Source organism: Cupriavidus sp. Agwp_2 (assembly GCF_040784895.1).
Classification (GTDB): domain Bacteria; phylum Pseudomonadota; class Gammaproteobacteria; order Burkholderiales; family Burkholderiaceae; genus Cupriavidus.
On record NZ_CP088084.1, the window covers coordinates 2510638 to 2523970 of the forward strand.

15 protein-coding genes are annotated in these 13333 nt (G+C 65.6%); 7 read left to right on the forward strand and 8 right to left on the reverse strand.

Annotation, left to right across the window (positions count from 1 at the left end):
* Positions 1–11: 11 nt before the first annotated feature.
* Complete coding sequence (locus tag LPA45_RS29095) at positions 12–443, reverse strand: phasin family protein (RefSeq protein ID WP_116319513.1); 432 nt, start codon at positions 441–443, stop codon at positions 12–14.
* A gap of 272 nt (positions 444–715) precedes the next feature.
* On the opposite strand from LPA45_RS29095, the gene LPA45_RS29100 reads away from it, so the two are divergent.
* The gene (locus tag LPA45_RS29100) at positions 716–2257 is read left to right on the forward strand and encodes a methyl-accepting chemotaxis protein (RefSeq protein WP_317920778.1); all 1542 of its coding nucleotides are present in this window, start codon (positions 716–718) and stop codon (positions 2255–2257) included.
* A 55-nt stretch (positions 2258–2312) separates the two neighbouring features.
* Here LPA45_RS29100 and LPA45_RS29105 read toward each other — a convergent pair whose 3' ends face one another.
* Complete coding sequence (locus LPA45_RS29105) at positions 2313–3683, reverse strand: esterase-like activity of phytase family protein (RefSeq protein WP_317920779.1); 1371 nt, start codon at positions 3681–3683, stop codon at positions 2313–2315.
* Between the two features lie 349 nt (positions 3684–4032).
* Here LPA45_RS29105 and LPA45_RS29110 point away from each other — a divergent pair, with 349 nt between their 5' ends.
* Positions 4033–6270 (forward strand): NADP-dependent isocitrate dehydrogenase, encoded by a 2238-nt coding sequence (locus LPA45_RS29110; RefSeq protein WP_317920780.1) that lies wholly within the window; start codon positions 4033–4035, stop codon positions 6268–6270.
* 82 nt (positions 6271–6352) lie between these two features.
* Here LPA45_RS29110 and LPA45_RS29115 read toward each other — a convergent pair whose 3' ends face one another.
* Positions 6353–6571, reverse strand: coding sequence for a hypothetical protein (locus tag LPA45_RS29115; RefSeq protein WP_116319517.1), 219 nt, complete (start codon positions 6569–6571; stop codon positions 6353–6355).
* A 281-nt stretch (positions 6572–6852) separates the two neighbouring features.
* Between LPA45_RS29115 and LPA45_RS29120 the strand changes: the two genes are divergently transcribed.
* The 3 genes from LPA45_RS29120 to LPA45_RS29130 all read left to right on the forward strand — a co-directional run bounded on the left by LPA45_RS29120 (position 6853) and on the right by LPA45_RS29130 (position 7991).
* Entirely contained in the window at positions 6853–7056 is a 204-nt protein-coding gene (locus LPA45_RS29120; RefSeq protein WP_020202065.1) for a cold-shock protein, read from the forward strand.
* A 177-nt stretch (positions 7057–7233) separates the two neighbouring features.
* Positions 7234–7521, forward strand: coding sequence for a hypothetical protein (locus tag LPA45_RS29125; protein WP_116319518.1), 288 nt, complete (start codon positions 7234–7236; stop codon positions 7519–7521).
* Between the two features lie 95 nt (positions 7522–7616).
* Positions 7617–7991, forward strand: coding sequence for a hypothetical protein (locus tag LPA45_RS29130; RefSeq protein WP_116319519.1), 375 nt, complete (start codon positions 7617–7619; stop codon positions 7989–7991).
* A 56-nt stretch (positions 7992–8047) separates the two neighbouring features.
* Here LPA45_RS29130 and LPA45_RS29135 read toward each other — a convergent pair whose 3' ends face one another.
* The 4 genes from LPA45_RS29135 to LPA45_RS29150 form a co-directional block, all read right to left on the reverse strand.
* The gene (locus tag LPA45_RS29135) at positions 8048–8302 is read right to left on the reverse strand and encodes a translation initiation factor 1 (protein WP_116319520.1); all 255 of its coding nucleotides are present in this window, start codon (positions 8300–8302) and stop codon (positions 8048–8050) included.
* Between the two features lie 82 nt (positions 8303–8384).
* The gene (infA, locus tag LPA45_RS29140) at positions 8385–8606 is read right to left on the reverse strand and encodes a translation initiation factor IF-1 (protein WP_008646230.1); all 222 of its coding nucleotides are present in this window, start codon (positions 8604–8606) and stop codon (positions 8385–8387) included.
* A gap of 72 nt (positions 8607–8678) precedes the next feature.
* Entirely contained in the window at positions 8679–8939 is a 261-nt protein-coding gene (locus tag LPA45_RS29145) for an isochorismatase (protein ID WP_233528122.1), read from the reverse strand.
* Positions 8940–9357: 418 nt separating this feature from the next.
* Positions 9358–10266 (reverse strand): LysR family transcriptional regulator, encoded by a 909-nt coding sequence (locus tag LPA45_RS29150; RefSeq protein ID WP_116319521.1) that lies wholly within the window; start codon positions 10264–10266, stop codon positions 9358–9360.
* 156 nt (positions 10267–10422) lie between these two features.
* Between LPA45_RS29150 and LPA45_RS29155 the strand changes: the two genes are divergently transcribed.
* On the forward strand, positions 10423–11100 hold the full coding sequence (locus tag LPA45_RS29155; protein WP_317923379.1) for a hydrolase: 678 nt from the start codon (positions 10423–10425) through the stop codon (positions 11098–11100).
* Between the two features lie 85 nt (positions 11101–11185).
* Positions 11186–11812 (forward strand): isochorismate family cysteine hydrolase YcaC, encoded by a 627-nt coding sequence (gene ycaC / locus LPA45_RS29160; RefSeq protein WP_116319523.1) that lies wholly within the window; start codon positions 11186–11188, stop codon positions 11810–11812.
* Between the two features lie 50 nt (positions 11813–11862).
* On the opposite strand, the gene LPA45_RS29165 is transcribed toward ycaC, so the two are convergent.
* Entirely contained in the window at positions 11863–13320 is a 1458-nt protein-coding gene (locus LPA45_RS29165) for an FAD-binding oxidoreductase (protein ID WP_116319524.1), read from the reverse strand.
* Between the last annotated feature and the right edge of the window lie 13 nt (positions 13321–13333).

Consider the following 13333-nt stretch of genomic DNA (forward strand, 5'->3'; position numbering starts at 1 on the left):
ACGGCCGGTCGCTAGCTTTTCTTCCCAGCCTGCTGGAACAGTTGGCCAGCCTCCTTGACGTTCTGCTCGGCGCGCTTGCCGATCACGGTCAGCGCCTCGGTCTGCGCCTTCTGCGCGGTCTCGGCCAGCTCGCGCATGTTCTCGAACGCCTGGTGCAGTGCACGCTGCACCAGTTCGCCATGCTTGGCCATCGCCTCGGCCGGATTGCCCCCGGTGGCGTACTGCTGCGCGGCGGCCTGCAGTTGCTGCATGGTCTGCGTGAAGATTTCCTGCTGCTTCATCATCACGGCCTGCATGCCCTCGTAGGCCAGCTTGTTGGCCTCGGTCAGGGCTTCGATGTCCTTGCGGCGCGCCTCGATCACGGCGGTCATGTCTAGGCCCGGCACGCGGAACTGCTCCATCAGCTTGGTGAAATCGGCGAAAGGATTGGGAGGCGTGGCCATGCTGGATCTCCTGGTTGGGGGAAGCGTGAGCAGGGTGGCGCGGGCCGGCGGGACGGCCCTGCGCCGGATATCTCTCCACTATAGCCGGTCTCCGCACACTTCTAGCCGTCAATCGAGGAAGACCCTAAAGTTTCGGCCCCCCATGCCGTTGCCATCCATAGCCCGCACCTGCGCCGGCCCATCGGGCCTGCCCGCGGACGACGAGAGCGGAGAACGCCGCGCCCACCGAGCGTCGGCACTTCGCCATAACCAGTCCTAATCAGGTAGAAGAAATGAAGAATCTAGGTATCGGGGTGCGCCTCGGCATTGGTTTTGGGGTGGTATTGCTGCTATCCGCGCTCATGACGGTATTCGGCATGATGCGCCTGCAGCAGGTGGCAGAGCGCACGCATGCGATGATGCAGCAGCCGCTGACCAAGGAGCGGCTGGTCAGCGACTGGTACCGGCTCATGCACACCAGCGTGCGCCGCACCACCGCGGTGGCGCGCAGCGCCGACCCGTCGCTGGGCCAGTTCTTTGCCGCCGAGACCAAGGCGTCGATCGAAGGCATCGCGCAGCTGCGCGACAAGCTGCAGCCGATGCTCAGTTCTGAAGCGGAAAAGGCCGCGTTCCAGAAGATCCTGGGCGTACGCGACCCGTACAACAACGGCCGCGACAAGATCACCAAGCTCAAGCTGGAAGGCCTGACCGAAGAGGCCAACCAGGTGCTGGAAAAAGAGTTCGTCCCCGCCGGCGACGCCTACCTCGCCGAGATCCAGAAACTGCTCGACATCCAGCGCGCCAGCATCGACGCCACCGCGCGCGAGATCAACGAGATCTACGTCAACGCCCGCAACAGCCTGATCGGGCTCGGTGTGGTGGTGCTGGCGATCGGTATTGCCTTTTCGGTCTGGCTGACCAGCGGCATCACGCGCCCGTTGCACCGCGCCGTGGCGGTGGCCCGCACCGTGGCCTCGGGCGACCTGACCAGCCGCATCGACGTCGACAGCCGCGACGAGACCGGTCAGCTGCTGCAGGCGCTGGCTGACATGAACGCCAATATCCTGCGCATCGTGCGCCAGGTGCGCGCGGGGACCGAGTCGATCGTGTCCGGCACCAGCCAGATCGCGGCGGGCAATACCGACCTGTCGCAGCGTACCGAGGAACAGGCCTCGTCGCTGCAGCAGACCGCGGCCAGCATGGAAGAACTGACCAGCATCGTGCGCCAGAACGCGGACAACGCGCGCCAGGCCAGCGCGCTGGCGGTCAATGCGTCGGATATCGCGGAGAAGGGCGGCGAAGTCGCGGGCAAGGTGGCCGAGACCATGGAAGAGATCAACGGCGCGTCGAAGAAGGTGGTCGACATCATTGCCGTGATCGAAGGCATCGCCTTCCAGACCAATATCCTGGCACTGAACGCGGCGGTGGAAGCGGCGCGCGCCGGCGAGCAGGGCCGTGGCTTTGCCGTGGTGGCGGGCGAAGTGCGCAGCCTGGCGCAGCGCAGTGCAACGGCGGCCAAGGAGATCAAGGCGCTGATCGGGGATTCGGTCGATCGCGTCGAGAAGGGCTCCATGCTGGTGACGCAGTCGGGCCAGACCATGGAAGAGATCGTCGCGGCGGTCAAGCGCGTGACCGACATCATGGGCGAGATCAGCGCGGCTTCGGCCGAGCAGAGCTCGGGGATCGAACAGGTGAACCAGGCTGTGACGCAGATGGATACCGTCACGCAGCAGAACGCGGCGCTGGTGGAAGAGGCGGCCGCGGCTGCGGGTTCGCTGGAAGAGCAGGCGCAGCGGTTGAGGGAAGCGGTGTCGACGTTCAGGCTCGCGGCCTGATCGTTTGCCGCCAGTTTTCTCCCCTCTCCCGCAAGCGGGAGAGGGGAGCACCGCCTCACCGCGCCTTCAGAAACTCTCCCACCTCCAGCAACACCAGCTCATTGTCATCCGCGCGATTCGGTTCGCGGCTGGTGCTGAATGGCAGGTTGTTGTCATTGCCGACCACGATATGCGTGGCGTCGACCACGTCGACGTTCTCGATGGTGAAGAACGGGAAGGCCAGCACCCCATCGGTCAGCGGCTTGCGCGCCAGCTTGCCCGGATCGGCAATGCGCAGCAGGTCGACATAACCGATCTTGCGCAGCGGCCCGCCGGCGTTGGCATCGGTCAGCTCGACCTTGTAGACCCGCTTGAACTTCGCCACATCATCGAAGCAGTCCGGTCGCTTCTGCCCGGCCGGGCAGGCCTTGTCGGGCGTGCCTTCGCCATTGTCGCGCTCGATGATCAGGCCGGTATTGGCGTCGATCATGTTGAAATCGCCGATGGCATGGCTCGCGCCTTCCAGTACATACTTCCAGTGGCGGCCGGTCCAGGCCTGCCGCTTCACGTCGAATTCCAGCACGCGCAGGTAGGGCTTGCCGCCTTCGCTCTCGTAACCCTTGGCCGCTTCGTTCCACAGCGCGCCTTCCAGCAGCGCATACAGCTTGCCGCCGTCGGGCGATGCCGCCATGCCCTCGAAGCCCTTCGAGCGCTTTACCTGGAACCTGATGCCAGCGTCGGGCGCGGCTGGCGTGGTGACCGCCGGATGGTCGGGCGAGCGCACCACGTTGCCGTCGACCATGGTTTCGAACACCGCCAGCACCTTGCCGTTCATGTCGGCCTTGATCAGGAACGGGCCGAACTCGTCGCCGATCCAGATGGCGCCGCCCGCGAACTGGAAGCTCTCGGTATCGAAGTCCGAGCCGGTCAGGTAGCGCTGCTTCGTGCCCTCATGGACGATGCGGAACGGCACTTTCTTGTCCGGATCGTGCAGGAAGATCGTCTTCAGGCGCCGGAACTGGCCGGTGCCGAAATCCACCGTGTACTGGTTCAGGTACAGCATGAAGTCGGGCGAGTTGGCCTTGGCGCCCGCGCCGTTGTCGGTCAGCAGCCAGAAGCTGCCGTCGGCCATGCGCTTGATGCCGGAGTGGCCCTGTGCGGGCTGGCCGCGGAACGGCAGCGAGATGCCGGTCGGCCGGCCATTGGACTTGCCTTCGACCGTGCCGGGCGCCTCGGTACGCTGCGCGGTGGTGAACTTGCCGCTGAGCCGCAGGTCGGCCGGAGCGTCCTTGGGCACGGCCAGCAGCGTTTGCGCGGGCAGCACGGCGTGGCCGGCGAGCGTGGCCGGGAAGGCTTCAGGCGCATCGGCCCACGCCGGCAGGGCGCCCAGCAGGGCGGCGGCCACGGCGAGCCGGGCCAGCGGCAGGGCAGGCAAAGGTCGGGACATATCGGTTCCTTGGCGTCGAGAGGACAAAAGCCGACATTGTCGGCGCCAAGTTTGACAACGCTGTGATCCGTCGGGCGCACCCCGCACAGCAGGTCTGCCGGCGCCCCCGAAATGTCAAATCGGTTGCCAGAGCGGCACCGTTCGGGTGCAATGGAAGGAACCGAGCGCCGCCGGCCGAACGCCGGCCCAAATTTCTGCCCGATTGCCGCGCAAATTGCGGTGGTTTTCAGACTCCTGACAGGAAACTGAGGCAAAATTCTATCTTTCGCCTAGTTTGTTGCCCTGCCAGGGGCTCTCATCGCCCGGCAGGCAGATATCCCACCCACCGTTCGAGGATCTGAGAGAAGCAATGAGTACCCAGCAACCTACCATCATCTACACGCTGACCGACGAAGCTCCGCTGCTGGCGACCAGTGCGTTCCTCCCGATCATCCAGGCTTTCACCAAGCCGGCCGGCATCAACGTCACCACTAGCGACATCTCCGTGGCCGGCCGTATCCTGGGCGAGTTCCCCGAATTCCTGACCGAAGAACAGCGCGTGCCGGACAACCTGGCCGAGCTGGGCAAGCTGACGCAGCTGCCGGAAACCAACATCATCAAGCTGCCGAACATCAGCGCTTCGGTGCACCAGCTGGTCAGCGCCATCCGCGAACTGCAGGGCAAGGGCTACAAGGTGCCGGACTATCCGGAAGACCCGAAGACCGACGAAGAAAAGGCGATCCAGAAGCGCTATTCCAAGTGCCTGGGCTCGGCCGTGAACCCGGTCCTGCGCGAGGGCAACTCCGACCGCCGCGCCCCGGCCGCGGTCAAGAGCTTCGCGCGCAAGCACCCGCACAGCATGGGCGAGTGGAGCATGGCCTCGCGCACGCACGTGGCGCACATGAAGCATGGCGACTTCTACCACGGCGAAAAGTCGCTGACGCTGGACAAGGCGCGCGACGTGAAGATGGAGCTGGTCACCAAGAGCGGCAAGACCATCGTCCTGAAGCCCAAGGTCGCCCTGCAGGACGGCGAGATCATCGACAGCATGTTCATGAGCAAGAAGGCCCTGTGCGCCTTCTATGAAGAGCAGTTCGAAGACGCCCGCGCGACCGGCGTGATGCTGTCGCTGCACGTCAAGGCGACCATGATGAAGGTCTCGCACCCGATCGTGTTCGGCCACGCCGTGAAGATCTTCTACAAGGAAGCCTTCGCCAAGCACGGCGCGCTGTTCGACGAACTGGGCGTGAACGTCAACAACGGCCTGGTCAACCTGTATGAGAAGCTGGAAACGCTGCCCAGCTCCAAGCGCGAAGAAATCATCCGCGACCTGCACGCCTGCCATGAGCATCGTCCGGAACTGGCGATGGTGGATTCGGCCAAGGGCATTTCCAACCTGCACGCGCCGAACGACGTGATCGTCGATGCCTCGATGCCGGCCATGATCCGCATCGGCGGCAAGATGTGGGGCGCCGACGGCCGTCCGAAGGACACCAAGGCCGTGATTCCGGAAAGCACCTTCGCCCGGATCTATCAAGAGATCATCAACTTCTGCAAGACCAACGGCAACTTCGACCCGACCACCATGGGCACGGTGCCCAACGTCGGCCTGATGGCGCAGAAGGCTGAAGAGTACGGCTCGCACGACAAGACCTTCGAAATCGCCGAAGACGGCGTCGCCAACATCGTCGACCTGGCCACCGGTGAAGTGCTGCTGACGCAGAACGTCGAACAGGGCGACATCTGGCGCATGTGCCAGGTCAAGGACGCGCCGATCCGCGACTGGGTCAAGCTGGCCGTCACGCGCGCGCGCAACTCGGGCATGCCGGCCGTGTTCTGGCTGGACCCGTACCGTCCGCACGAGGCCGAGCTGATCAAGAAGGTCGAGGCCTACCTGAAGGACTACGACACCAACGGTTTGGACATCCAGATCATGTCGCAGGTGCGCGCCATGCGCTACACGCTCGAACGCGTGATCCGCGGCCTGGACACCATCTCGGTGACCGGCAACATCCTGCGCGACTACCTGACCGACCTGTTCCCGATCATGGAACTGGGCACCAGCGCCAAGATGCTGTCGATCGTTCCGCTGATGGCCGGCGGCGGCATGTATGAAACCGGCGCCGGCGGTTCGGCTCCGAAGCACGTCAAGCAGCTGGTGGAAGAGAACCACCTGCGCTGGGATTCGCTGGGCGAGTTCCTGGCCCTGGCCGTGTCGCTGGAAGATGTCGGCATCAAGACCGGCAACGCCCGCGCCAAGATCCTGGCCAAGACGCTCGACGGCGCGACCGGCAAGCTGCTGGACAACAACAAGAGCCCGTCGCCCAAGACCGGCCAGCTCGACAACCGCGGCAGCCAGTTCTACCTGGCGATGTACTGGGCGCAGGAACTCGCCGCCCAGTCGGACGACGCGGAACTGGCGGCCAAGTTTGCGCCGCTGGCCAAGACGCTGACCGACAACGAGCAGAACATCGTGGCCGAGCTGGCTGCGGTGCAAGGCAAGCCGGTCGACATCGGTGGCTACTACCAGCCGGACGCAGCCAAGCTCAGCGCCGCGATGCGCCCGAGCCAGACGCTGAACGCCGCGCTGGCATCCGTCGCAGCCTGATCGGCGCTGGCCCGCCTGGCGGGCCGGCAAGATCGCAACCCCGGGGGCAAGGCCCCCGGGGTTTTTTCTTTTCCGGGCCGGGCTAAGAGTCCTTCTGCACTTCCCAACCTTGTTCCGTGCCGCTTTTCTGGTCCCGGTAGGTCCATAGCGCGCCGCAGTCCTGGCACACAAAGGTGCTGATGGTCACCGCGGCTGACCCGGGCGGCTTGATGCGTTGGGTATCGGTAATGCGCAGCGCGGCGTGCCCGGGGGCGCCGCGTTGGTGGCGTTCGATGGCCTGGCAGGCTGTGCAGAGTGTCATCCGGTCTTGTCCGTTCGATGCGGCACTGTAGCATGCACGGGCAGCGCGGCCCGCAACAAGCGCATGCGCCGCTTATTGCCGCAATTTCCGCCGGACCGCCGAAGTTCGTTGACTCGGGCTGGGGGGACCTGTATAAGGGTGGATGCAGGATCAATCAAGCAGCAATCTCGAAGTCCAGGTGCTTGCCCACACGGCGCCACTTTTTCTCCAAGTTACTTCCTTGATCGTCATGCCTTGCCGGCGCTTTTGCCAGGCAAGAATTACTTATTGAGGAATCCAACATGGAAACCGGTACCGTCAAGTGGTTCAACGATTCGAAGGGTTTTGGCTTCATTACCCCTGATGCAGGCGGCAACGACCTGTTCGCGCACTTCTCCGAAATTCAAGGCAGCGGTTTCAAGTCGCTGCAAGAAGGCCAGAAGGTTCGCTACGTCGCCGGCGTTGGCCAGAAGGGCCCGGCCGCGACCAAGATCGAGCCGATCTGAGTCTAGCCGACCAGCATTGCACTGCGCGCCTCGGCGCCAGTTCAGTCAAAAAGCTCCGCCAGCGCGGAGCTTTTTTGTTTTCTGCGGGGGCATCGTTTACCGGTATGAAATAAAGCCACTGCTGACGCTGCAACAGGCGTAGAGTGAGGGGAACACCACCAACTGGCGGAGGCTGTTATGGATGTTTATCCAGCTGCAACTTATAAGGGATATGACGTCTATCCCCTGGTGTACAAGCATGCTGTTGCGCGGGTGTGGCCAGAGCCCAGGCCCGACCGCTCGTTCGATGCGGCCGTGGTGATCTGCCTGGCCGGCGAATCGCCCGAAAGCGCGCAGGCACGCACGTTCCGCCTGGATGCCGCGCCCTGGGACAACGTGGGCGGCGCGCGCCGCGGCGCACTGCGCTTTGCGGAAGAGATCATCAACGGCACCGTGCCGGGAGTATCGATGGTCACGGCGCAATAGGAGTATTCCTCCCCATCAACGCGGCACGAAGCCGCCTGGCGTCGCCGTGCGCGACAGCATCCGTCAGCATCCGTCAGCCAGCAGGGAATTCGTTCATGGACATGCGTTCGGGATCATCCGGTTTTCTTTGCACGTTGCCCGGCGAGGGCAAGGGCATCACCTACCACGTCGCGGTCTGCTTTATCGATGCGGAGCGGCCCACCGGCGTGCTCTTCACCAGCTTTGTCGGGGACGGACGGCGTGCATTCGGCGTGCTGGCCGAACCAGATGCATTGCAGGGCCCGCTTGCCGCCAGCGGCGAAGCGCTGTGCCGGCTGGCCATCGGCCAGGTGGTGCGCGACCACCTGCATGACAAGACGCGCGAGGGCGACTATGTGCTGGACCTCGGCGCCGTGCCATGGGACGGCGAACTGAGGCCGGTCGGCAGCGGCGTCCGGACCGGACGGCCGCATGTGCGCGTGGTGGGCTGAGGCGGCGCTCAGGGGCGCTCACGCCGTTCGTGCCGGCACGCGGCAGGACTTCGGTATCAGATCTTGAACACCGGGGCGCCGTGGCGCTCCAGCAGTGCTTCGATCAGCGCCATGTCGGTGATTTCCGGGGTGCGGTCTTCAACCGCGCGCGACGGGCCGCAATAGGTGGCCGTGACGTGGCGCCTGACGGTCAGTACGCCGGCCGCCGGCGGCTCGATCTGTACCTCCTGCCACGGGGTATGCCGGTAGGTGCCAGCCTGCCAGCCGTCCGGCGTCAGGTGCAGCAATTCCCATTCTTCGATGACTGACATGGTCGGTTCTCCTTTGCGGTGAGATGGATCGTTGCGGGACGGCACGCGCCGCTGCGGCGCATGCCGTGGCGAAGCATGCCGACTACGACTTGTGTCGATAGTTGATACGTCCCTTGGTCAGGTCGTACGGCGACATTTCCAGCGTGACGCGGTCGCCCGCCAGCACGCGAATGCGGTTTTTCTTCAGGCGGCCGGACGAATAGGCCCAGACTTCGAACCCGTTTTCCAGGATCACGCGGAAACGGTTGTCCGGCAGGACTTCCGATACCTTGCCGCCAAATTCCACCAGTTCTTCTTTAGCCAAGGAGGCTCCTTGCGTGAGCGGCGCCGGTACGGCGCACGCTGTTGTGACGGCCGTGCGGCCGAGGGAGAGGCGTTACTGCAGGCGCAGCCGCGCCGCGGCGCGCTCGCCGGCACGGCGGGCTGACTGGCGCGCGTGGGCTTCCGAGCGGTGCGTGTCGTGCCGCATGGCCACGTTGGCGACGATGCGCTCGGCACCGTTGCGGTATTCGGCGATCATGTAGGTCGCGAACCAGAGCCCGGGTTCCTGCTGGATCGGGTAGACCGAAACGGTGTACGGGTTGTGGATGCGGCTGTTGTCCTGGCGTTGATGATGGTTGTGGTTGCTTTGCTTCAATGTGTGCCTGTTCATGAGGCGCGGCCGCGGGCGGCGCGGTGCATCGGTGCGATGCAGGCGGCGCGGGGTGGCGACCGTTCGCCGTTGCTGTAGGCCAGCGTCGGGGCTCGCGTTCGGCGCAAGCGGGGAATCTGGCGGGAAGTGGACCATGCCTGCGCAAGCCGGCGCGCTACAAGGGGCGCAGTGGTTGCGGAGCGGACGAGCCGCCGGTCGGATAGGGTGATGGGCGATGCCGCCCAGGGAACTCCGGGATCAAGCCCGGACCGCCGCCGATATGCTTCTTGTGGGATTGTCTTGCGGCGGGCGCACTGGCGTCGGGCGTGGCCCGATCCATGTGTAAGAACCCGGATGATACCACTTCTGCGCCGGTCCTGCCCGCATGGCGGACACTGCACCCCGTGGCGGCCGCATCAGTCGCTCAGGTTTCGCGGATCTGCGCGAAGCGCTGCGACAGGAAATCGATCAGCTCCCGCACGGACGGCAGCAGTCCCCGCCGCGACGGAAACACCGCGTGAATCACGCCGCCCTTGATCGACCAGCCGGGCAGTACCCTGACCAGGCGGCCGTCGCGCAGTTCGTCGCAGACCAACATCAGCGGCAGTTGCACCAGCCCGGCGCCGGCCATCGCGGCGGCGCGCAGCATGATCATGTCGTCGGTGACCAGCCGGGGCCTGTGGTGCAGTTCGGCGCTGGCGCCTTCCGGGCCGTGCAGCACCCACACATGCGTGGGGCGCGGCGGGCCCAGGTCCAGCGTCGGCAGCGGGTCCAGGTCGGCGGGCATCAGCAGCGGGCCCCGGCCTTCCACCAGCCTGGGGCTGGCCACGATGCACCACGCGCGCTCGGACAGCACGCGCATCACCAGGTCGCTGTCTTCCAGCGGCGGCACCCGCACGCGGATCGCCAGGTCGACCCCTTCGGCAACCACGTCGACACGGCGGTTGGTGGCCTCCAGGTGCACCGAGACCTTGGGGTTCGCGGCCATGAAGTCCGCGATCATTTCGCCCACGCGCGTATGCAGCAGCGCCACCGGGCAAGTCATGCGCACCAGGCCGCTGGGTTCTGCGCGGGTGCGCTCGATCACGCTCTCGGCGGCCTCGGCCTCGACCAGCATCGCCTTGCAATGCGCGTAGTAGGTCTGGCCAAGTTCGGTTACGGAAAAGCGGCGCGTCGAGCGCTGGATCAGGCGCACGCCCAGCCGCTCCTCCAGCATGGCCACGCGCCGGCTCAGCTTGGACTTGGGAACGCCGAGCACGCGCCCGGCCGGCGCGAAGCCCTGGTGGTCGACCACCTGCGCGAAGTAGTACAGGTCGTTGAGATCGGGGTGCAACGGCGGCTCCTGTCGTCCTGCCAGTAGGACGCTGAGGACAGATTTTCGAGCCTACCGGGGCCATCTGCCAAGACCTATGCTTTTGCCACACGGTCGGTTCCGCGGCGCAGATGCCACGGCCACCCCATTCCGTCCACTGTGCAAGGAGAACGCGAGATGACCATTCCCGCCAATTTCAATGGCAAGCGCCCCGCAATCGATCCCGCCGATACGGCCATGCTGCTGATCGACCACCAGAGCGGCCTGTTCCAGACCGTGGGCGACATGCCGATGCCTGAGCTGCGCCTGCGCGCCGCCGCACTGGCCAAGATGGCAACGCTGTGCAAGCTGCCCGTCATCACCACGGCCTCGGTGCCGCAAGGCCCCAACGGCCCGCTGATTCCCGAGATCCACGAGAACGCCCCGCATGCCAGATATGTCGCGCGCAAGGGCGAGATCAACGCGTGGGACAACCCGGACTTTGTCGCCGCGGTCCGTGAGACCGGCAAGAAGACACTGATCATTGCCGGCACCATTACCAGCGTGTGCATGGCCTTCCCGTCGATCAGCGCGGTCGCCGACGGCTACAAGGTATTCGCGGTGGTCGATGCCTCCGGCACCTACTCGAAGATGGCGCAGGAAATCACGCTGGCGCGCATCGTCCAGGCCGGCGTGGTGCCGATGGACACCGCCGCGGTCGCCTCCGAGCTGCAGCAGACCTGGAACCGCCCCGACGCGCAGAAATGGGCCGAGGTCTACACCCGGATCTTCCCCGCCTACCAGCTGCTGATCGAGAGCTACATGAAGGCGCAGGAAGTCGAGAAGAAGCACGAGGTGCTGGACTCGCAGCGCTGACATTTTCCGACAGACGAAACACTTCACCCCAGGGCGCGGCCGGCAGAACCTTCCCCGGCTGTGCCCGCTTTCAAAGGAGCACGCCATGAGCAAGCCCTACAAGCGCCTGGACAAGACACAGGCAGCCGTCCTGATGGTCGATCACCAGGCTGGCCTGCTGTCGCTGGTCCGGGATATCGAGCCCGACAAGTTCAAGAACAACGTGCTGGCACTGGCCGACCTCGCCAGGTACTTCAAGCTGCCGACCATCCTGACCACCAGCTTCGAAGACGGCCCCAACGGTCCGCTGGTGCCCGAGCTGAAGCAGATGTTCCCTGACGCGCCGTTCATCCCGCGGCCTGGCCAGATCAATGCGTGGGACAACGAAGACTTTGTCGCCGCGGTGCGCGCCACCGGCAAGAAGCAGTTGCTGATCGCCGGCGTGGTCACCGAAGTCTGCGTCGCATTCCCGGCGCTGGCGGCGATCGAGGAAGGCTTCGAGGTCTTTGTCGTGACCGATGCCTCTGGCACCTTCAACGAGATCACGCGCGATTCCGCGTGGCGCCGCATGTCGGATGCGGGCGCGCAGCTGATGACCTGGTTTGGCGTCGCGTGCGAACTGCACCGCGACTGGCGCAACGATATCGAAGGGCTGGGCACGCTGTTCTCGAACCATATCCCGGACTACCGCAACCTGATCACCGCCTACACCACGGTGAAGGGCGGCAAGTAAGCCCGCCGCGCCGCCCTGTCTCGCGTCGGGGCGGCGCGCCGGCGCAGCCTTCAGGCGCGGGCCGCGACCACCTTGCCCGGATTGAGGATGTCGAGCGGGTCGAGCGCGCGCTTGATCGAGCGCATCACGGCGACGGCGGCCTCGCCGTGCTCCTCCACCAGGTAGCCGATCTTGTGCAGCCCCACGCCGTGCTCGCCGGTGGAGGTGCCGCCATGGCGCAGCGCGCGCCGCACCAGCCGCTGGCTGAAAGCCTCGGCCGCATCCACTTCGGCGCGATCGTCCGGATTTACCAGTACCAGGCAATGGAAATTGCCGTCGCCCACATGGCCGAACACCGGCGCCAGCAGGCCATGCGCGGCGATGTCGGCCTCGGTTTCCCCGATGCATTCCGCCAGCGCCGAGATCGGTACGCAGGCATCGGTGGTAAGGCAACGGCTGCCCGCGCGCAACTGCAGCACGGCAAAGTAGGCATGATGGCGTGGCGTCCACAGGCGCGAACGGTCTTCTTGCTTCGTGGCCCACTGGAATTCGCCGCCGCCGCATTCTGCCGCGATTTCCCGCACCCATTCGGCCTGCTCGTCGACCTGCGCCTGGCCTCCGCCGAACTCCAGGCACAGCGTCGGCTGCTCGGCCATCGACAGCTGGCTGTGCGCATTGATGGCGCGGATCGTCAGCGCATCGAGCATTTCCGCTCGCGCCAGCGACACGCCGGCCTGCACAGACTGGATCACGCAGTCGACCGCGGCGCGCACGGTGGGGAAATGCACGACCGCCGCGGCGGTGACCTCGGTGCGCGGATGCAGCCGCACCGTGGCCTCGGTGATCAGGCCCAGCGTACCTTCGGAGCCGCAGTAGAGCTGCGTCAGGTTGTAGCCCGCCGATGACTTGCGCGCGTCCGACGCCGTGCGCAGCACCTCGCCGCCGGCAGAGACCACGGTCAGGCTGCGCACGTTGTCGCGCATGGTGCCGTAGCGGACCGTGTTGGTGCCCGAGGCCGCGGTCGCGGCCATGCCGCCGATGGTGGCATCCGCGCCCGGATCGACCGAGAAGAAGAAGCCGCTGTCGGCCAGCGCGGCATTGAGCTGGCTGCGCGTGACGCCGGCCTGCACGGTCGCGGTCATGTCTTCCGGCCGGATCGCCAGCACCGCGTTCATCTGCGTGAAGTCGATGCAGACGCCGCCCTGCACCGCCAGCAGGTGGCCCTCGACCGACGAGCCCGCGCCGAAGGCGATCACCGGTACGCGTTCGCGCGCGCAGGCCTGCACCACGAACGCGACTTCGTCGGTGCCGGTGACGAAGACCACCGCATCGGGCGGCGCCGGCGGATAGGCGGATTCATCGGTGCCGTGCTGCAGCAGCACCGCGGCGCTGCGCGAGAAGCGCTCGCCGAATTTCTGTTCGAGCAGGGCGAGCAGCGCGGGCGACGGAGACCGGCGTGGCGCCGCGGCGGGGACTTCAGCGGTGACGTCAGTCGCGGCGTCGGGGGAAGTTTCAAGCAGGGAGGCCATGATGTCTAGCGTG